Consider the following 17,308-nt stretch of genomic DNA (forward strand, 5'->3'; position numbering starts at 1 on the left):
TTAGGTGGGTTTAGTCGTGAAAAGCGCTTAATTGTCGTTATCGTTACAAATGTTTCAGCATAATGCGTGAGTTAGTTTTAAAACCTTGATTATCGTAAAAGCGCTGTGCTGGCTGATTGAATTCCATCACTTCCAATCGAATTTGTGTGGCATTGGCGTCGCGCGCCCATTGCTCACAGGCTAGGAGCAGTTGGCGGCCGATTCCTTGCTGCTTTTGCGCTTCATCGACAACAATTGTTCCCACGCGACAAATTGGGTCTTTGATCAGAAAACTGACGGTGTCGTTTTGGGTGATCATCGCGGTTAAGAAGCCGAGAATTTGCTGTTCGCGTTCGGCAATCAAAAAGAGTCGCTCTTTGTTCTCTAGTGCTTGTGCAAGAAATTCTCGATCAGCTTCTGATGGCGCAACAAAGGCTTCTGGCGCATTCGCAAAATGCAGTGAATTAATTTGAAAATTAAGCTGAAAAATTTCGTCTAAATCATCGGGAATCGCTTGTCGGATATGGACTTGCATTCTATCTGCCCCCTGCAATATCGATAAATGATCCTGTGATATAAGAAGCTTCGTCACTTAATAGCCAAGCGATCGCATTTGCCACTTCTTCTACCGTGCCACCGCGTTTAAGAGGAATTTGAGGGCTGAGTCTATCTACTCGGTTTGGTTCTCCGCCGTCGGCATGCATATCAGTGTAAATGAAACCAGGTCGAACGCCATTGACGCGAATATTGCGCTCTGCCAACTCTAGCGAGAGCCCTTTAGTTAAGGTATCCATCGCGCCTTTTGATGTGGCGTAATCGACATACTCAAATGGCGCGCCTGAGCGCGACGCTCCAGAGGAGACATTCACAATTGCACCGCCTGCACTGAATCGCTTCGCCGCTTCTCGACAGCAGAGAAAACAGCTATTCACATTGGTGTTCATTACTTTCTGAAAGCGTTCCAAGCTGATTTCTGACAAAGGCGATTGAGTAAATAGGATGCCAACGTTGTTGACCAAGTGCGTCACTGCACCAAATTCACGTTCTGTTTCATCAAACAAGGAGAGCACTTGCTTCTCATCGGCTACGTCTGCGGTGATGGCAATCGCTTTGCCACCGTTTGCTTGTATTTCTGCCACAACTTGGTCGGCGGCCTCTTGCTGAGTGCGGTAATTAACGCAAACGCGATAGCCTTGCTCGGCCAGCTTTTTCGCCGCTGCGGCTCCAATGCCTCGGCTTGCGCCGGTAATGATGACTACTTTATTCAAAATACGTCCTTATTTTTGTAGTGAGTAGATTTTATCGGCGTAGGGTTTGCCACCAATTTGGTATGCGTCTGGAATGACCTCAATGAGTTCGAAACCACATTTTATCAGGACACGCTCTGACGCAATATTGCCTTCAGTGACCGTCGCGGAAAAGTGGTTGATGTTATGTGTCGAGGTTGCCCAGTATAGAAGCGCTTGAAGAGTTTCTGTTCCAAACTGTTGGCCATGAAATTCCGGCAAAAGTAAGTAACCTACCTCTGCCTTACCGTTTTCAATAGCAAAGCCAGTGATGCCGATGGGTTGTTCAGATTGCTTATCGAGTATTACAAGGCAAAGCCAATGCTGGCTATTTGGGGTCCATGGTAATAATCGCGAAGCAAATTTTTCTCTTATTTCTGTTTCGCTGGGACGATCGAAACAGAGCGCAATAACCTCTTGTTCGGAGAGTAATCGTTGAAAGAGTTCCCAGTCACTGGCTTTGATGGGTCTTAATTGGCTTCTGTGCGTCTCGATATAAACTGACATGCGTGTCCTTACTGCATCAATGTGGAGATTCAGTCTCTCATTCTCTTATCTGTTTAATCAAATAGTTGCATTCATAAAAGTGATTTATGTGGTGAATGGTTGGCTAGGTAATGGATTATTGCCATATATTCATCTTTGAGATGTAAATAACAAAATTTCATACTTGAGGCATACAGAGCAACACGGAAATGATGTGGATCAAGAGAGGACTACCCATAAAGTAGTAATTTGCGACCTATAATTACATTTTATTTGGAAGTGTTGCTAATTATGTCAATAAAAAAACGATATGTTGCACTGCTGGTTGCTGCCGGCATTGGTGTGGGCTGGTTAACTTTGGGGGGGAGTGCGGCAGTAATGCATTATACCTCAGATACTGAATTTTGTCTCTCGTGCCACTCTATGGAAACCCCTTACAAAGAGTACCAAGGCTCAGTGCACTTCAGTAATGCGAAAGGCATTCGCGCGGAATGTTCTGACTGTCATATTCCTCAAGAACCAATGGATTACCTGATCACCAAAATTCGCGCGTCGAAAGACATCTACCATGAATTTGTGACAGGTAAGATCGACACGCCAGAGAAATATGAAGCACATCGTAAAGATATGGCTGAAACGGTATGGGCTCAGTTCCGTGAAAATGATTCAGCGACGTGTCGTTCGTGTCATGATTTCGATGCAATGGAAGAGTTTGAGCAATCACGTGATGCGGCGAAGATGCACGCTTACGCGAAAGCAAACGATCAAACGTGTATCGATTGTCATAAAGGTGTGGCGCACTTTGCACCAGAAGCAGAGCTAGACAGCAAGGCATTTGAAACGTTGATGAGCTTCACCACAAAAACATCACCTAATGCCAAGGTTGTTTACCCTGTGACTGAAATCGCAATGGGTGAGATGGGTAAAATTAACCCAACGACGAAGTTGGAAGTAATCAGCTCTGAAGGCGACAACCGCACTGTTAAGTTGAACGCATTCCAAATGAAAGGCGCAGAGCAAGTGCTTTACATGGGAGAAGGTCAACGTGCCATCGTTGCAACGCTAACAGAGCAAGGCCAACAAGCGCTTGAAACTGGTGAATTTGAGGCAGATGTTTACGGCAACGAATGGCGCGCGGTTTCTCTAACTGGCGCTATTGATTCTCCAGTTGTAGACACGCTTGAACCCGTATGGTCATACGCAGAAGAGTTGGACAACGTTTACTGTGCAACTTGTCACGCGAAAATTCCTTCAAATCACTTCACAGTGAATGCATGGGGACCGGTAGCGAAAAGTATGGGTGATCGAACTGATATTTCAGCCGAGAACCTAGAAATTCTAACCAAGTTCTTCCAGCACCACGCAAAAGATGTGGTTGGTCACTAACGATAAATAGAAGGATAAGATTATGACTAATATGACCCGTCGCGGATTTCTAAAAGGCACTGGCATGGCGGCTGGTGCAATGGCATTCACTTCATTTGCACCTATGTCTGTTGCGTCTTCTAATGCTCGCGGCAAAGGCATTCTAACGGCGGGCCGCATGGGCCCAATGTTGTGTGAAGTGCAAGACGGTAAGCTGGTTTCAACCACGAACGCATTGCCACAAACGGTACCAAACAGCCTACAAAGCACCGGTCCTGACCAAGTGCATACTAAAGCGCGTGTTAAGTACCCAATGGTTCGCAAAGGTTACTTGGCAAACCCATTAGCTCCCGAAGGCGTTCGCGGCAGCGATGAGTTTGTACGGGTGTCTTGGGATGAAGCTTACAAGCTAATCCACAAACAGCACATGCGAATTCGTAAAGAATATGGCCCGGCTTCTGTGTTTGCAGGCTCTTACGGCTGGCGTTCAAGTGGCGTGCTGCACAAAGCACAAACCTTGCTGCAACGTTACATGAGCATGGCGGGCGGCTATTCAGGCCACTTGGGTGACTACTCAACGGGTGCTGCGCAGGTCATCATGCCGCACGTTGTGGGCTCTATCGAAGTGTACGAGCAACAAACCACGTACCCAGTGGTACTAGAGCACAGCGATGTGGTTGTGCTTTGGGGCTTAAACCCAATTAACACTCTAAAAATCGCGTGGAGCTCAACAGACTGCGCGGGTCTTGAGTTCTTCCATCAATTGAAAAAATCAGGCAAGACGGTCATTGCGATTGACCCTATTCGTTCTGAAACCATCGAGTTCTTTGGCGAGAATGCGGAGTGGATTGCTCCTCACCCAATGACCGACGTGGCAATGATGATGGGTATCGCACACACCTTAGTGAAACAAGGTAAGCACGAAAAAGCCTTCCTCGATAAATACACCGCAGGTTACGACAAGTTTGAAGCGTACCTGATGGGCGAAGAAGACGGCGTAGAAAAATCAGCAGAATGGGCATCACAAATCTGTGGCGTACCTGCGAAGCAACTTGAGCTATTGGCTGACATCTTCAGTAAAAACCGCACCATGCTGATGGCGGGTTGGGGCATGCAGCGCCAACAATACGGTGAGCAGCGTCACTGGATGCTGGTTACACTGGCAACGATGTTGGGTCAGATCGGTTTACCGGGCGGTGGTTTTGGTTTCTCTTACCACTACTCAAACGGTGGTAACCCTGCTCGTGATGCTGGCGTACTTCCTGCGATTTCGGCATCGCTGGGTGGCGGCTCTTCTGCGGGGAACGACTGGGCGGTGTCTGGCGCGGTGCAAAGCTTCCCTGTGGCGCGTATCGTCGAGGCGTTGGAAAACCCAGGTCAATCCTACCATCATAACGGTCATGAACTGACGTTCCCGGACATCAAGATGATTTGGTGGGCAGGTGGTGCGAACTTTACTCACCACCAAGACACCAACCGTCTGATCAAAGCGTGGCAAAAGCCTGAGCTGATCGTGATTTCAGAGCCTTACTGGACGGCGGCTGCGAAGCACGCGGACATTGTTCTGCCAATCACCACATCGTTCGAGCGTAACGACTTAACGATGACGGGTGACTACAGTAACCAACACTTGGTGCCAATGAAGCAAGTGGTTGAGCCGCAAGGTGAAGCGCGTAATGACTTCGATGTATTCGCGGACATGGCAGAGATGCTAGCTCCGGGTGGCCGTGACGTATACACCGAAGGCAAAACCGAAATGGAATGGCTGTACGGCTTCTACAAGGCGGCGCAACAAGGTGGCCGTGGCTCTCGCGTAGCAATGCCGAACTTCAGCAAGTTCTGGGAAGATAACCAACTGATCGAGATGAAGTGGAACGAGAAGAACGCACAGTTTGTTCGTTACGCAGATTTCCGTGAAGACCCGATCATGAATCCACTCGGTACACCAAGTGGTAAGATCGAAATCTTCTCGAAAACCATTGAAGGTTATCAGTTGGAAGACTGTCCTCCACATCCAACGTGGATGGCACCAACCGAGTACACGGGTACTGCGAAAGATGGCGAGTTGCAGCTAATGACCGCGCACGCAGCGCATCGTCTACACAGCCAGTTTAACTACGCGAAGATTCGCGAAGAGTACGCAATTGCAAACCGTGAACCTATTTGGATTCACCCTGAAGATGCGAAAGCGCGTGGTATTAAAACGGGCGATTTAGTTCGTGCGTTTAACAACCGTGGCCAAGTATTGGTTGGTGCAGAAGTGACTGACCGAATCAAGCAAGGTTCAGTGTGTATTCATGAAGGCGGCTGGCCGGATCTGGACCCGAAAACCGGCATTTGTAAGAACGGCGGTTGTAACGTGTTAACGTTGGATATTCCGACCTCTCGACTTGCAAACGGCTGTGCGGCGAACTCGGCACTGGTTCGTATTGAAAAATACACTGGCCCAGAATTAGAACTAACAGCGTTTGAACCACCAAGAAATGGTTAGAAAAAAGTAGCGTTTTAAAGCAAGAAGCCAGCGAATCGCTGGCTTCTTTTTTATCTAGTAATCGTTCACATTAGCGCGAAGCGAGAGAAACAAATGGCATCTGTTTCTTAATCTGAAATGTCGGGAGTAAAGTAAATACAATCGCGACAAACAAGACTGAGCCTATTAAATCTTCAGGGCGATGCATCCCCAGCCATAAGCGGCTATATGCGACGCTCATTCCCCACATCCATAATGACAGTGCAGAGATATAGCACTTGTTCTGTAAGAACAACCCGCCAAAGAAAGCCAAACAAATCGAAACGAAAATCGTATGGCCGGATGGGAAAGAATAGTCTTTCTCGCCTTGCCAATGGCGCGTTCGCCAATCACTGACGTGTTCAGAAATCTGGTTAATTACGTTGGCTTGCTGCTTTGTATCCAACTGATAAAACGCTTCTGGGTGCTCAATCAATTGCTCTGCAGCAAGCAGTTCGGCGTAGGGACGCGGGCTTTCTGTCATCAACTTTAAGCCTGTTTTGCTAGCAAAACCAATCACCAGTAACAATCCCAGCATGGACAGTTTTTGCATCCAGTCAGATTGGCTCGGCTTGAAGCGATAAAGCGATAACACCAACAGCGTTAGAGTGATCAAAAAGCCTTTACTGCCCGCAGAATCGGTTAGCAGAGTAAAGAGAATGCCAGTGCCGTCAGAAACGTGAGAAGTAAGATCGTGATACGAGGCAAACAGCGAAAGTGGGATGATGCCAAGAATGAACAAGGCGAGCATCATCAAACCGTATTTTTTAGTTTTCATGAAAAGTCATACAGCAGTCGAAAATAGGCGGCTATCTTACGACAATCGATGTGAAAAACTTATCAACGCTCTGTCAATTCGAGCGTGAAAGTGACATCGCAAGTCTTCGTTGTGAAAGGAGGGACTGTTGAAAGTTTTGAGAAGTGAACGCGCTCATCCATAAGCGCTTTGTTCTGGAGTGAGCAAGGTTAGCTCATCAGCCCTAACAGATATTCCGATGCCGCTTTGGGATCTTCCGCGTGGCAAATTGCTGAAACCAAAGCCAAGCCGTGAACACCAGTGGCGCTAAGCTGCGGAATGTTACTTTCGTTAATGCCGCCAATGGCAACAATCGGCAGTGAAGTCGTCTCTAACGCCATTTTCAAACCATCAATACCCCAATGTTTTTTGGTGTTGGTTTTGGTTGGCGTCGCGAAGATTGCGCTCAAACCGATGTAATCAATCGGAAGAGAGTCGGCTTCTGCGAGTTGCTGTTCATTCTCGATGGATAAGCCGAGAATTTTGTTTGCTCCAATCAACTCACGAGCGATATTTGCTGGCATGTCTGATTGCCCGAGGTGAACCCCATCAGCATCGACAGCCAGTGCGACATCTACGCGGTCATTGATGACTAAAGGCACATCGGTATCTTTAAGGATGTCTTTGACGGCTTGAGCACGTTCGATAAACGCACGCACATCGCCGTGTTTTTCGCGAACTTGTACCATAGTCACGCCACCTTCCACGGCTTTTCTCACAACACGCTTTAGTGTGGCTAAATCTTGTTGGTCATCGGTGACCAAATATAAACGATAGGCGTTCATTGGGTTTCCTTTAAGCCTCTCATTGAAAGAGGATTGAGAGGCTAGTGTTAAAAGAGAGAAAAGCTTAGCTCACTTGCAGTTTTAGGCGTTTTGCCAGTGTTTTTTCATCCAGTTGGTAAAGCTCATCCAAAAGATGCATTTGCAAGCTACCTGGCCCTCGCGCTTGCTCAGCCGCAATTTCACCCACAACGCCAAGCACCGCTGCCGCAGCAAGTCCGGTGTTATCACCAACTGCAGCAAAAGCACCCGTCAGTGCCGTTAGTGTACAGCCCATTCCGGTTACGTAAGGCATCATCTCGTGACCGTTGTTTAGCTGCACGGTTTGCCCTTTCGTGACGATGTAATCAGTCTCGCCAGAAATCACTACGCTCGCGCCGTACTCTAAGACTAAGAAGTTCGCTGCGCCAAGTGCTGCGTCGCTGCTGTCTAACGCATCGACGCCTTTGCTTTGTGCTTGCTCGCCAGCGAGTGCAATGATTTCTGAGGCGTTACCACGAATGATCAGCTTGTTTGCAAGGCGTGCGATCTCACGTGATGTCTCGGTACGTAGTGAGCTTGCTCCGCAACCGACAGGGTCGAGTACAACGTTTTTACCATTGGAATTGGCTTGCTCTACGGCATAGCTCATGCGCGGTGTCCAAACGCTGTCTAGGGTACCGATGTTGATAACCAGTGCGCCAGCGAACGACATCATCTCTGCCATCTCTTGTTTGGAGTGCGCCATGATTGGAGAAGCGCCGATCGCTAATAGTGCGTTTGCTGTGTTATTCATCACCACGTAGTTAGTGATGTTGACGACTAACGGCTTTTGCTGGCGCACTGCGGTTAATGCTTGGGTGATTTGTTCAATTAACATGAGACTCTCCAATTAATCTTGCTGAGCGTTCAGACCTTGTTGCCAGAATGCCACTTCCATACGCGTTGCAGTTTTGAATACCTGAATCAGGTTTTGACCGCGTTGGCTGTTGATGTCGATTTCCGCCAATAACTGGTTAAAGTGTTCTGCACCTTTTGCGACACCAGATTGGAACTCTTCACCACCGTAGAGGTTAATCCAACTTGCGTATGGGTTGCCTTCGATTACTGTCTTTTCATCTTCAATCAGCATCTTACCGATTACGGCATAACCGATAGAACATGGTGCCAGTGCCGCGTATAGATCAACAAGATCGCCCGTCATGCCTGCATCCAACACGTAGCGGGTGTAAGCCACAGTGCCGAAATCTTCTGGCTCGTTTTCTAGGTCGGATTCCGTCAGTCCCCATTGCTCACAGTAAGTCACGTGATGGGTGATTTCAGAATCGAGCAATGCATGTACGCTTGGTAGGGCTCGGCGCATGTCATCCAAAGTACGTGCTTTGTAGATCGCTAATGCGTAAGCTCGTGCGTACTGTTTTAGGAAAAGAAAATCCTGCTTTAGGTAATGCAGAAAACAAGGCTGAGCCAGAGTGCCTTTCGCCAATTGCTGCACGAAAGCATGCTCAGTGTATTCTTGCCAATCTTGGCGGCAAGCGTCGATCAAATCTTGGTATTTCATTATGGGTATCTCGTTATCAAAAGACCCTAGGCTTAGATCCTAAGGTCAGTAGAATTAGTCAAAGCTCGGTATGTAATCTTTCGCTTTTGGCAGTGTTTCGATGATTTTTTGTGAATACATGAATTGCGCATAATCATCGTAGCGTTTCAGATCCACTGCAGATGGACGAAGAGCGAAACGAGTTAGCGTGTCGTTCCAAGCGCGTTGGTTAAGCTCGTTGTTGAGTGTGTCTGGTGAATAAGCCACAAACTCTTTCCAAGATTCTTTTGGATGGTTGACGATGTAAGTGGTCGCTTGCTCTAGTGCTTTGTTGAATGCCTTGATGGTTTCTTTGTCATAGGTTTTTGCATTGGCTACGAAGACTAACTCGTCATACGCTGGCACGCCGTGTTCTTCAGGGAAGAAGGCCTTAGCTTTATAACCTTCTAGTGCCAGTTGGTTGGTTTCGAAGTTACGTAGACCGCCCCAAATCGCATCCACCTTGCCAGACGCAAGAGACGAAGACAGCGCCCAACCTACGTTGATGATTTGTACGTCAGAAAACTTCACGTTCTCTTGAGCTAGCATGGTGCCGATTGTTGCTTCTTCGTTGCCTGCGATCGCAATACCGATCTTTTTGCCTTTCAAGTCGCCAAGGCTTTCATTCTTACCGTTGTCTAACACCATCAGCGTGTTGAGTGGCGTAGCAATCAAAGTCGCAGAGCGGATTAGTGGCAAACCAGCCGCGACATCGATGGTCAGGCTGGGTTGGTAAGAAATCGCCATGTCGACTTTACCCGCCGCGACCAACTTAGGTGGCGTGCTTGGATCAGCAGGCTCTTGAATGTTGACCTTCAAACCTTGTTCTTTGAAGTAACCGCGCTCTTTGGCAATCACGATAGGACCATGGTTTGGATTGACGAACCAATCCAACATCAGTGTCATCTCTTTTTCAGCGGCAAGGACGTTGGTTGATACCACTGAAGCGAGTAGAGCAGCAGCGCTCATAAGTTTGTTTTTATTCACGGGGTTCTTCCTTTTCTTTCCCAATTTCCTTTGGTTATTTTTTGCAATTATTTGCTTTCCCAAGGGATGGCTTTTTTCAATAATTTATCGGTGATGAAGTAGAGTGCGATAGACAGCACGGCGAGGATAAACAGCGCCGCAAACATCTCATCAATGATCATGCGAGCGTTAGCTTGGAGCATCAGATAACCCAAGCCTTCACTTGAACCTACCCACTCACCGACCACTGCTCCAATTGGCGCAATAACGACGGCAACACGAATACCTGAGGCTAAAGTTGGTAGTGCGGCTGGCAATTGAATATGACGAAGTAGCTGCCATTTAGACGCGCCCATGGTCTTGGCAAGGTCGAGGTAACCTGTTGGTGTATTGCGTAAGCCGTCGTAGCAACATGTCGTGACGGGGAAAAAGATGATGATCGCCGCCATGACTACTTTCGATGCAATGCCGTAACCCAGCCAAAGCATGAGCACTGGCGCGATGGCGAACACAGGGATCGCTTGGCTAGCAATCAGAATTGGCAGTAACCAACGCTTCAGCGGTTCGAACATCAGCATTTGCAATGCGAACAGCAAACCCATCGATAATCCAAGCGCCAAGCCAAGTAAAATCTCTTGCGCGGTAACCCAAGTATGTTTGAGCAGGACATCGTAACGAGTGACCAATCTATCCAGCACTTCAATTGGTGAAGGTAAGATGAAGCTTGGCATGTCGAATACCACAACAACCAATTGCCATAATCCCAAGATCACCGCTGTGCTGATGACCAAGCGCAGAGCCGGATGGGTCACGCGTTCTTTTTTACTAATGCGTGCCGAAACGGAGTTGTACTGAGCCATATCACTCATAGTCTTTCTCCAATTGATCCAAAATCGCTTGTTGTAGCGCCGCGCATTCTCCATCGAGAACTCGTGGAGGCGTAGAACCCGGAACAACCAAGTGCTGAGCTTGCGCAGGCGTACCTTGCAGTACATAGAGTTGGTGAGCTAATCGCACCGCTTCTTGTGGGTCGTGGGTAATCAGAACAACCGTCTTATCTTTCAATAATTCGGCAGACAAGGTTTGCAACTTATGGCGAGTAACCGCGTCCAGCGCAGAGAAGGGCTCATCCATCAGAACCAGAGGCTTGTCTTGCATCAGAGTACGAGCAAGGGCAACACGTTGTCTCATGCCGCCAGAGAGCTGAGTTGGCTTAGCATCCGCGTAATCGGCGAGTTTTACTTGGTTTAGTAAAGCCAGTGCACGTTGTCTATTTTGCTCTGGTGCTTGCTCTTGAGAAAATCGAGAACTGAGGCAGACGTTGTCTAACACATTCAACCACGGTAGCAATAAATCCTGCTGAGCCATGTAAGCGATACGGTCATGCAGTGCAGCGCCATCCGTTGTGATGAGTTCGCCATGCCAGTCAACTTGGTCATCCAGTAGGCCAGCTAAGTAACGCAATATCGTCGTTTTTCCGCAGCCACTGCGACCAAGTAACACTGTCCATTGATTAGCAGGAATAGTCATACTCAACCCTGCTAGCGTTGGTGTTTGGCTGTCTTTGTATCGCAGACTAGCATCGGAAAGCTGAATGCCAATCGCGTTAGCGAACATAAGTATGACCCGCAAAAAAGTGGTTCACAGGGCCATGGCCTTTACCTACATCCAATTCATCAGCGTGCGCGATAGCTTGGCTGATGTACTGCTTACCCAGGTGCACCGCTTTGTGTAGGTTGTTACCTTGGCCAAGATAAGACGCAATGGCGGAAGAAAGTGTACAGCCTGTGCCATGGGTGTTTTTGGTTGGAAATCGCTTGGCGCTAATTAACTCGGCACTGTCTTGCATGATAAGCAGATCGTTGCTGTTTTCATTTTCTTCAAGGTGACCGCCTTTGAGCAGAATAGCTTTGGCGCCAAGCGCACGAAGGTCGGTAATCATATCGTTCATTTCAGATTCTGATTGAGGCATTGGCTTACCCGTCAATGCTGCGCCTTCGGGTAGGTTAGGGGTAATGATGTCTGCGAGCGGAATCAATTCTTCTTTTAAAGTGCTGATTGCCGACTGTTCCAATAATAGATCGCCGCTAGTGGCCACCATCACAGGGTCAATCACGAGGTGTTTTGGCTGGTATTGTTTAATTTTGTCTGCAACGACTTTGATGATGTTGGAATCTGCCAGCATGCCCACTTTGACTGCAACGATGTTGAGGTCGGTAAATACTGCATCAAGTTGGCTCTCTACATGGTCGAGAGGAATGGGGAAAATCGCAGAAACGCCTTGGGTATTTTGCGAAGTAATCGCCGTGATTACCGAGCAAGCAAAACTGCCGGTTGCGGACATCGCTTTGATGTCGGCTTGAATACCTGCACCGCCACCACTGTCTGAGCCCGCGATGGTCAATACGATAGGGGTAGGCAAGGCTGGCGTGTGATGTGAATGAGGTTGTGATTGCTGCGTCATGGTCGCTCCTACTACAAGACGTATAGGAACTGACTTTGACCGTTGCAGATAGATCGATTTTTCGATCGCTATCGCTTACCTAAGAGGGGCGACGAAAGGCAAAGTGTGCATAGTTCCCTACGTCAGTGCTAACTGAATCAGGTTCAACGGGTCTCGAATTTCGATCTCAGCCAACACTTGTCGTGTGGCCCCCCGACTATTTCGTTCGGATGATAGCAGGACCATTGCGGAAGGGATACGTTTTTTGAGCGTAATTATAATGAGTATTCAATTATGCGAGGTGAGTGATAAAGTAAGCACCTAAATGGTTTGCTGGGTGGAATTTACTAGTGCAACGCTCTGGTGAATGAGCAGAACCTGGAATATTTAATAAATAATCGTGGTCTCGTTAAGCAAGGATTAGCACAAAACAAGGTTAAAAAACTGTTAAAATTTAACGTGTTGCCAATTTAACTTTGTTGAACTTTTTCACAGTTAATTAGGATGGCTAAGACGATCATCGAGCAAGGAGACTTCATGCTTAATTCTGTAACAGCGAAGTCAGTGATCGATCATGCGCTCTTTTTGGGGGCTGATTTCGCTGAACTATTCGTTGAACATCACCAAACCAACACTGTCCAGATCGCATCTGGTGAAGTGGATAAGGTTAACTCGGGTATCGATTTTGGTATCGGTATTCGTCTTTTTTTTGGTCATAAGGTGCTTTACGGTTACACCAACAGCACAGATGAAGCCGAACTAAAGCGCGTAACCTCGCTGCTTGCTGCAAAAGACAAGCGTGAGCAAATCGCGTCAGCGGGTTCTTTGAATTTGAACCGCTACCCAATCCAACATGGTTGCCGCATGCCACTAAGTAAGGATGCTAACCTAGATTCAAAAATCGCGTTTCTATTGAAAGTTGACCAAGCCGCACGTGCTGAGAGTGAGCATATCAGCCAGTTTATTGGCAGCGTGCTTCAGCGCGAACAGCAAGTGTCTATCTTCAACTCAGAAGGCCTACACGTTGACGATACTCGCCACTACATTCGTGTCGCTGGTAACACTGTCGCGCAAAAAGGTAATGAGCAGTCTTCTGGTATGGAAGGTCCTGGCGCTCTTGCTGGTTGGGAATTCAGTGAACAGCTTGATGCCAAAGAGCTAGGTCAAACTATCGCGCAGCAAGCGTTAGTAAAACTTGGCGCGGATGCTTGTCCATCGGGTGAAATGCCGGTGGTGATTGGTAACGGCTTTGGCGGCGTTATCTTCCATGAAGCATGTGGTCACCTGCTAGAAACCACTTCAGTTGCGAAGAAAGCATCAGTCTTCCACGACAAGATGGGCGAAATGGTTGCTCACACCGCAGTGAATGCAGTCGATGATGGCACCATGACCAACGAATGGGGCTCGATTCACATTGATGATGAAGGTATGAAGACTCAGCGCACTCAACTGATCAAAGACGGTAAGCTAACCAGCTTCATGGTCGATAAAATGGGTGGCATGAAGACAGGTTATGAGCCTACGGGTTCTGGTCGTCGTCAAAACTACAAGTTCGCACCAACCTCGCGCATGCGTAACACCTTTATCGAAGAGGGCGAGCATTCACTTGATGACATGCTGGCAGGTATCGAACGTGGTATCTATGCGAAGAAGATGGGCGGCGGCTCGGTTCAACCGGGCACGGGTGAGTTCAACTTTGCCGTTCGTGAAGCTTACCTTATTGAAAATGGCAAAATAACCAAACCTCTGAAAACAGCAACGCTGATCAGCACGGGTCCAAAAGTGTTGAAAGAAATCAGCATGGTCGGCAAAGACATGGCGCTTGCGCCGGGCATGTGTGGTTCCGTAAGTGGTTCAGTACCAACAACAGTCGGTCAGCCAACGCTGAAAGTCGATAACATTCTGGTAGGAGGCGGTAACTAATGAGCCAAGAACAACAACTTCTTAATGCGGTTGATTACGTCCTATCAGAAGCAAAACGCCAAGGTGCAGAAGCGGACGTCATTGTAAATCGTAACAGCAGCTTTTCTTTGAAAGCGAACCAAGGAAAGCTGGATGAGTACAAAGTAAGCTCAAGCCAAGTTCTGGGTGTTCGTGTTGTGAAAGATGCGCGCGTTGCAACAAGTTATTCTGAGTCGTTAGAGCAACCAAGCTTGGATTTGATGCTGACCAACGCACTGCAAAGCGCTCGCTTTTCCAAGCAAGATGAACATCAGACTATTAGTTGCGTGAACAGCGAAATCGCGACTGATGTTGCTGAGATTTCACAAGAAGATACGACTTCGGTTGATGAAAAGATTGAACTGTCTCTCGCTCTTGAGCAAGGTGTAGTCGCTCTGCCTCACGCTTCTAGCGCACCTTACAATGGTTACAGCGATGGCGAAACACAACTGATCATTGCCAATACTCAAGGCACATTGTGTCAACACTTCGAGCGCTCGTTCACTTGTTACGCGTATACCTTGTTTGAAAAAGACGGCAAACAGTCAATGGCGGGTAGAATGTCACTGGGTCGCCGTTTTGATGAGTTGAATCCAGCTTACTGTATCGAAGGTGGCTACAACCTTGCTCGTGATCTTCTGGAAGGCGCTCCGGTTGCGACAGGTAACTACCCTGCTATTTTCCACATCAATGCGCTAGCAAGTTTATTCGGTGCTTTCGGCAGTGCTTTCTCTGGCGTAAGCGCGATGAAAGGCATTACGCCACTGGGTGACAAGCTTGGTCAACGTGTTGCGAGTGATTTGATTACCTTTACTGATACGGCTTACATGCCAAATGGTATGGCAATTGCGAGTTTTGATAGTGAAGGCTTTGCTACTCAAGATAATGTGATGATTGCTAATGGTGAGTTGAAAACCTTACTACACAACAGCCAGACCGCAAGTTACTTGGGCGCAGTCTCGACAGCAAGTGCCGCTCGCGGTGCAAAATCGAGCTTAGACGTATCAGCGAATCACAAAGTGATTGCGACAGGTAACAGCAGTGCGTCAGAAGTAAAAGCGGGTGAGTACCTAGAGTTAGTCGAACTTCAAGGTGTCCATTCTGGTGCGGATGCAGTGAGTGGTGATTTCTCATTTGGTGCGAGTGGTTTCTTGTGCCGTGATGGAGAGCGCGTTCAACCAGTTCGTGGGATCACGGTAGCGGGTAACTTCTACAAGATGCTGCAAGAAGTTGAGGCAGTGGGTGATACTCAGTTAATTAACGATAGCCGAACTTTCTTCTCGCCAGACGTTCGTTTTGCTCGTTTGAGCATTGGTGGTAAGTAAACTTAGCATCCCTATAGAAACAAAAAAGAGGACTCAATGGAGTCCTCTTTCATTACCTAGCAACGTGTGCGCGAATAACTAGAATTCGCGTATGTCCAACTCATTGTGGATCAATACCACACACTGAGAAGCGAAAAGCATCTTAGGACCTAAGCTGATCTTCTCTGTGCCAAGGCGCTTTAAGCTGTTAAAAGACTTTTTCGGCATCGGTATATGGTCAGTTAGCAAGAAACATGGATTTTCACCAATTTCTGCATCACGAACAAATTCGCCTTTCTTATCCAACATATATAGTTGGTGATCTTCTGCCAGCTCTTGTACTAGGCGTTCAAAGCTCACTGTACGAACGGTAATACCAGGTTCGACTTCACGAAGTTGCTCTTTACCCATACCAACCGAAGCATCCAAAGCGCGAGCCACTGCTGCAATCAAGGTTGACTCATGGAAGCCGCCAATGTTGGTGATGTCGTTGGAGCGAATAGTAATGGTGCGTGAGAAGTCTTTTGTGCTTTCTAAAACCAAGTGAACAACCACATCTTCACGGTGTGATTGAGCAACGAACATAGTGTTCATCATGGTATGAGCAAGAATCTCTGTATGCGCTTCATTACCAACACCTTCTAACAGTGCTTTGCTGGTGGTTGGCGCCGCGCGAGCTCGTAAAACAAAAGAGCGCATGAATTTAGCCTCTATATAGGAAGAGTGAATGCGCGGAAGTATATACCCAAGCAGGGAAGGGATGCGAGTTTAATAGCAAATGTGAACTTACTTACAAAGCTTCGATTGTCGTGCGGAGTGCGCTGGTTAAAATAGAGGTGACCTGTTAGGAGCGGTATATGGAAATCAAACAGATAAATAAAGACATTTATAAAAAGAAAGTAAGCCTTGTGATTGGCGGTTTTGTTGCGTTGCTCGCCATCTCCTCTCTTGCCTTTAGTACCTTGTTGATTGTTTTGTTTGGCAACACTGAAGTCGTACCAGAACAATCAACGGGCAATTTCCATTGGAATTTGATTGGTGTCGTTCTCGCAGTTGCCACTTCCCTCTCTTTATTGAATCAAATTAAAACTCGACCATACATGGAAGAAGTGCTGTACGTTTGGAAACTCAAGCAGCTGCACAACAAGATCTTTCGCAAACTGAAAAGCATTAAAGCCGCTTCTGCTGAGCACGATGTAAAAGCGCTGACGATACTTAAGTTCTACTATACGACTCAAAGTCAGGTGTTTGAGTTAGACAACAACACATTGACGATGAGCAGTGTAAATAAAGAATTAGAGGCAATTGAGCAAATAGAAGCAGCGAAGTCATTGGATCTTGATATTACAAGCTTTGAAGAGTCTTGGATTGACACATATTGATTGCCTATTTGCTACTTGAAGTTAACAACTGAGTGCTAAAAATAAGCGTTTGAGTGAGATTTAATCATTCGACGCTTTTTTTTTGATTTTTTTTCTGAAAAGGGGTTGTCAAGAAAAATCATCTCCCTATAATGCGCCTCCGTTGTCAGGGCAAAGCGGAAACGCAAAAGCGGTTGGCAAGAAGGCGAAAGAAAACTTCTAAAAATTAATTTAAAAAAGTGTTTGACACTGAAAATTAATTCCTTAGAATACGCCTCCGCTTCGATAGCAAAGCTTACGAAGCAAGCTCTTTAACAATATAGACCTATCAATCTGTGTGGGCACTCGTTGATGATAATCCAATTAGAAGCTTCGGCTTCAAATTAGGTTTCAATGAAACGAAGTGACCATTGAGTCGAAAGACTCAGCACAGTCAATTCAAACATTACTTATGTAATGTTCAGTATTCATTGAGCCGAACAAAATCTTAAATTGAAGAGTTTGATCATGGCTCAGATTGAACGCTGGCGGC

Annotated in this window: 16 protein-coding genes, 1 pseudogene and 1 riboswitch; of the genes and pseudogenes, 5 read left to right on the forward strand and 12 right to left on the reverse strand. The window is 47.2% G+C overall.

What is annotated here, in order from left to right; all coding sequences use genetic code 11:
- Window positions 1-43: 43 nt before the first annotated feature.
- The 3 genes from R7D93_RS03965 to R7D93_RS03975 are packed head-to-tail and all read right to left on the reverse strand — an operon-like array spanning window position 44 to window position 1,772.
- Window positions 44-514 (reverse strand): GNAT family N-acetyltransferase, encoded by a 471-nt coding sequence (locus R7D93_RS03965; protein ID WP_025768770.1) that lies wholly within the window; start codon window positions 512-514, stop codon window positions 44-46.
- A 1-nt stretch (window position 515) separates the two neighbouring features.
- On the reverse strand, window positions 516-1,247 hold the full coding sequence (locus R7D93_RS03970) for a glucose 1-dehydrogenase (RefSeq protein WP_213867369.1): 732 nt from the start codon (window positions 1,245-1,247) through the stop codon (window positions 516-518).
- Between the two features lie 9 nt (window positions 1,248-1,256).
- On the reverse strand, window positions 1,257-1,772 hold the full coding sequence (locus tag R7D93_RS03975) for a GNAT family N-acetyltransferase (protein WP_025768771.1): 516 nt from the start codon (window positions 1,770-1,772) through the stop codon (window positions 1,257-1,259).
- A 270-nt stretch (window positions 1,773-2,042) separates the two neighbouring features.
- Here R7D93_RS03975 and R7D93_RS03980 point away from each other — a divergent pair, with 270 nt between their 5' ends.
- Both R7D93_RS03980 and R7D93_RS03985 read left to right on the forward strand, forming a co-directional pair.
- Window positions 2,043-3,137, forward strand: coding sequence for a NapC/NirT family cytochrome c (locus tag R7D93_RS03980; protein ID WP_005374302.1), 1,095 nt, complete (start codon window positions 2,043-2,045; stop codon window positions 3,135-3,137).
- A 22-nt stretch (window positions 3,138-3,159) separates the two neighbouring features.
- The gene (locus tag R7D93_RS03985) at window positions 3,160-5,607 is read left to right on the forward strand and encodes a trimethylamine-N-oxide reductase 2 (RefSeq protein ID WP_213867368.1); all 2,448 of its coding nucleotides are present in this window, start codon (window positions 3,160-3,162) and stop codon (window positions 5,605-5,607) included.
- Between the two features lie 70 nt (window positions 5,608-5,677).
- Here R7D93_RS03985 and R7D93_RS03990 read toward each other — a convergent pair whose 3' ends face one another.
- The 8 genes and pseudogenes from R7D93_RS03990 to thiD all read right to left on the reverse strand — a co-directional run bounded on the left by R7D93_RS03990 (window position 5,678) and on the right by thiD (window position 12,191).
- Window positions 5,678-6,403 carry a phosphatase PAP2 family protein gene (locus R7D93_RS03990; RefSeq protein WP_213867367.1) on the reverse strand — a complete coding sequence of 242 codons (726 nt, stop codon included), beginning with the start codon at window positions 6,401-6,403 and terminating at the stop codon, window positions 5,678-5,680.
- 188 nt (window positions 6,404-6,591) lie between these two features.
- Entirely contained in the window at window positions 6,592-7,206 is a 615-nt protein-coding gene (gene thiE / locus R7D93_RS03995; protein WP_213867366.1) for a thiamine phosphate synthase, read from the reverse strand.
- Window positions 7,207-7,270: 64 nt separating this feature from the next.
- Window positions 7,271-8,062, reverse strand: a complete 792-nt coding sequence (thiM, locus tag R7D93_RS04000) for a hydroxyethylthiazole kinase (RefSeq protein ID WP_225495828.1) — start codon at window positions 8,060-8,062, stop codon at window positions 7,271-7,273.
- 12 nt (window positions 8,063-8,074) lie between these two features.
- Complete coding sequence (gene tenA / locus R7D93_RS04005; protein WP_213867994.1) at window positions 8,075-8,743, reverse strand: thiaminase II; 669 nt, start codon at window positions 8,741-8,743, stop codon at window positions 8,075-8,077.
- Between the two features lie 54 nt (window positions 8,744-8,797).
- Window positions 8,798-9,748: an ABC transporter substrate-binding protein gene (locus R7D93_RS04010; RefSeq protein WP_213867995.1), complete on the reverse strand. Its 951-nt coding sequence runs from the start codon at window positions 9,746-9,748 to the stop codon at window positions 8,798-8,800.
- Between the two features lie 47 nt (window positions 9,749-9,795).
- Window positions 9,796-10,530 (reverse strand): annotated as a pseudogene (locus tag R7D93_RS04015) (ABC transporter permease); the annotation flags it as partial.
- Between the two features lie 58 nt (window positions 10,531-10,588).
- On the reverse strand, window positions 10,589-11,344 hold the full coding sequence (locus tag R7D93_RS04020; RefSeq protein ID WP_225495830.1) for an ABC transporter ATP-binding protein: 756 nt from the start codon (window positions 11,342-11,344) through the stop codon (window positions 10,589-10,591).
- On the reverse strand, window positions 11,334-12,191 hold the full coding sequence (gene thiD / locus R7D93_RS04025) for a bifunctional hydroxymethylpyrimidine kinase/phosphomethylpyrimidine kinase (protein WP_005383329.1): 858 nt from the start codon (window positions 12,189-12,191) through the stop codon (window positions 11,334-11,336). The genes R7D93_RS04020 and thiD overlap by 11 nt, the downstream gene beginning before the upstream one ends.
- Window positions 12,192-12,288: 97 nt before the next feature.
- A riboswitch (TPP riboswitch) is annotated at window positions 12,289-12,396 on the reverse strand.
- Between the two features lie 311 nt (window positions 12,397-12,707).
- Between thiD and R7D93_RS04030 the strand changes: the two genes are divergently transcribed.
- Both R7D93_RS04030 and R7D93_RS04035 read left to right on the forward strand, forming a co-directional pair.
- Complete coding sequence (locus R7D93_RS04030) at window positions 12,708-14,093, forward strand: TldD/PmbA family protein (protein WP_086047572.1); 1,386 nt, start codon at window positions 12,708-12,710, stop codon at window positions 14,091-14,093.
- Entirely contained in the window at window positions 14,093-15,436 is a 1,344-nt protein-coding gene (locus R7D93_RS04035; RefSeq protein ID WP_206970523.1) for a TldD/PmbA family protein, read from the forward strand. The genes R7D93_RS04030 and R7D93_RS04035 overlap by 1 nt, the downstream gene beginning before the upstream one ends.
- Window positions 15,437-15,514: 78 nt before the next feature.
- Here R7D93_RS04035 and trmY read toward each other — a convergent pair whose 3' ends face one another.
- Complete coding sequence (trmY, locus tag R7D93_RS04040; protein WP_017634347.1) at window positions 15,515-16,114, reverse strand: tRNA (pseudouridine(54)-N(1))-methyltransferase TrmY; 600 nt, start codon at window positions 16,112-16,114, stop codon at window positions 15,515-15,517.
- Window positions 16,115-16,272: 158 nt separating this feature from the next.
- Between trmY and R7D93_RS04045 the strand changes: the two genes are divergently transcribed.
- Complete coding sequence (locus tag R7D93_RS04045; protein ID WP_213867998.1) at window positions 16,273-16,797, forward strand: DUF3087 domain-containing protein; 525 nt, start codon at window positions 16,273-16,275, stop codon at window positions 16,795-16,797.
- Window positions 16,798-17,308 lie beyond the last annotated feature (511 nt).

Origin of the sequence: Vibrio sp. YT-15 (genome assembly GCF_033337445.1) — a bacterium.
In the GTDB taxonomy this organism is placed as follows: domain Bacteria; phylum Pseudomonadota; class Gammaproteobacteria; order Enterobacterales; family Vibrionaceae; genus Vibrio; species Vibrio alginolyticus.

Bases quoted from the DNA above. Each gene is read 5' to 3' on its own strand.
- tenA (WP_213867994.1), bottom strand. From the start codon at position 8,743: ATGAAATACCAAGATTTGATCGACGCTTGCCGCCAAGATTGGCAAGAA.
- R7D93_RS04020 (WP_225495830.1), bottom strand. From the start codon at position 11,344: ATGTTCGCTAACGCGATTGGCATTCAGCTTTCCGATGCTAGTCTGCGA.
- trmY (WP_017634347.1), bottom strand. From the start codon at position 16,114: ATGCGCTCTTTTGTTTTACGAGCTCGCGCGGCGCCAACCACCAGCAAA.
- thiM (WP_225495828.1), bottom strand. From the start codon at position 8,062: ATGTTAATTGAACAAATCACCCAAGCATTAACCGCAGTGCGCCAGCAA.
- R7D93_RS03990 (WP_213867367.1), bottom strand. From the start codon at position 6,403: ATGAAAACTAAAAAATACGGTTTGATGATGCTCGCCTTGTTCATTCTT.
- R7D93_RS03985 (WP_213867368.1), top strand. From the start codon at position 3,160: ATGACTAATATGACCCGTCGCGGATTTCTAAAAGGCACTGGCATGGCG.
- thiD (WP_005383329.1), bottom strand. From the start codon at position 12,191: ATGACGCAGCAATCACAACCTCATTCACATCACACGCCAGCCTTGCCT.
- R7D93_RS03975 (WP_025768771.1), bottom strand. From the start codon at position 1,772: ATGTCAGTTTATATCGAGACGCACAGAAGCCAATTAAGACCCATCAAA.
- R7D93_RS04045 (WP_213867998.1), top strand. From the start codon at position 16,273: ATGGAAATCAAACAGATAAATAAAGACATTTATAAAAAGAAAGTAAGC.
- thiE (WP_213867366.1), bottom strand. From the start codon at position 7,206: ATGAACGCCTATCGTTTATATTTGGTCACCGATGACCAACAAGATTTA.
- R7D93_RS03980 (WP_005374302.1), top strand. From the start codon at position 2,043: ATGTCAATAAAAAAACGATATGTTGCACTGCTGGTTGCTGCCGGCATT.
- R7D93_RS03965 (WP_025768770.1), bottom strand. From the start codon at position 514: ATGCAAGTCCATATCCGACAAGCGATTCCCGATGATTTAGACGAAATT.
- R7D93_RS04035 (WP_206970523.1), top strand. From the start codon at position 14,093: ATGAGCCAAGAACAACAACTTCTTAATGCGGTTGATTACGTCCTATCA.
- R7D93_RS04030 (WP_086047572.1), top strand. From the start codon at position 12,708: ATGCTTAATTCTGTAACAGCGAAGTCAGTGATCGATCATGCGCTCTTT.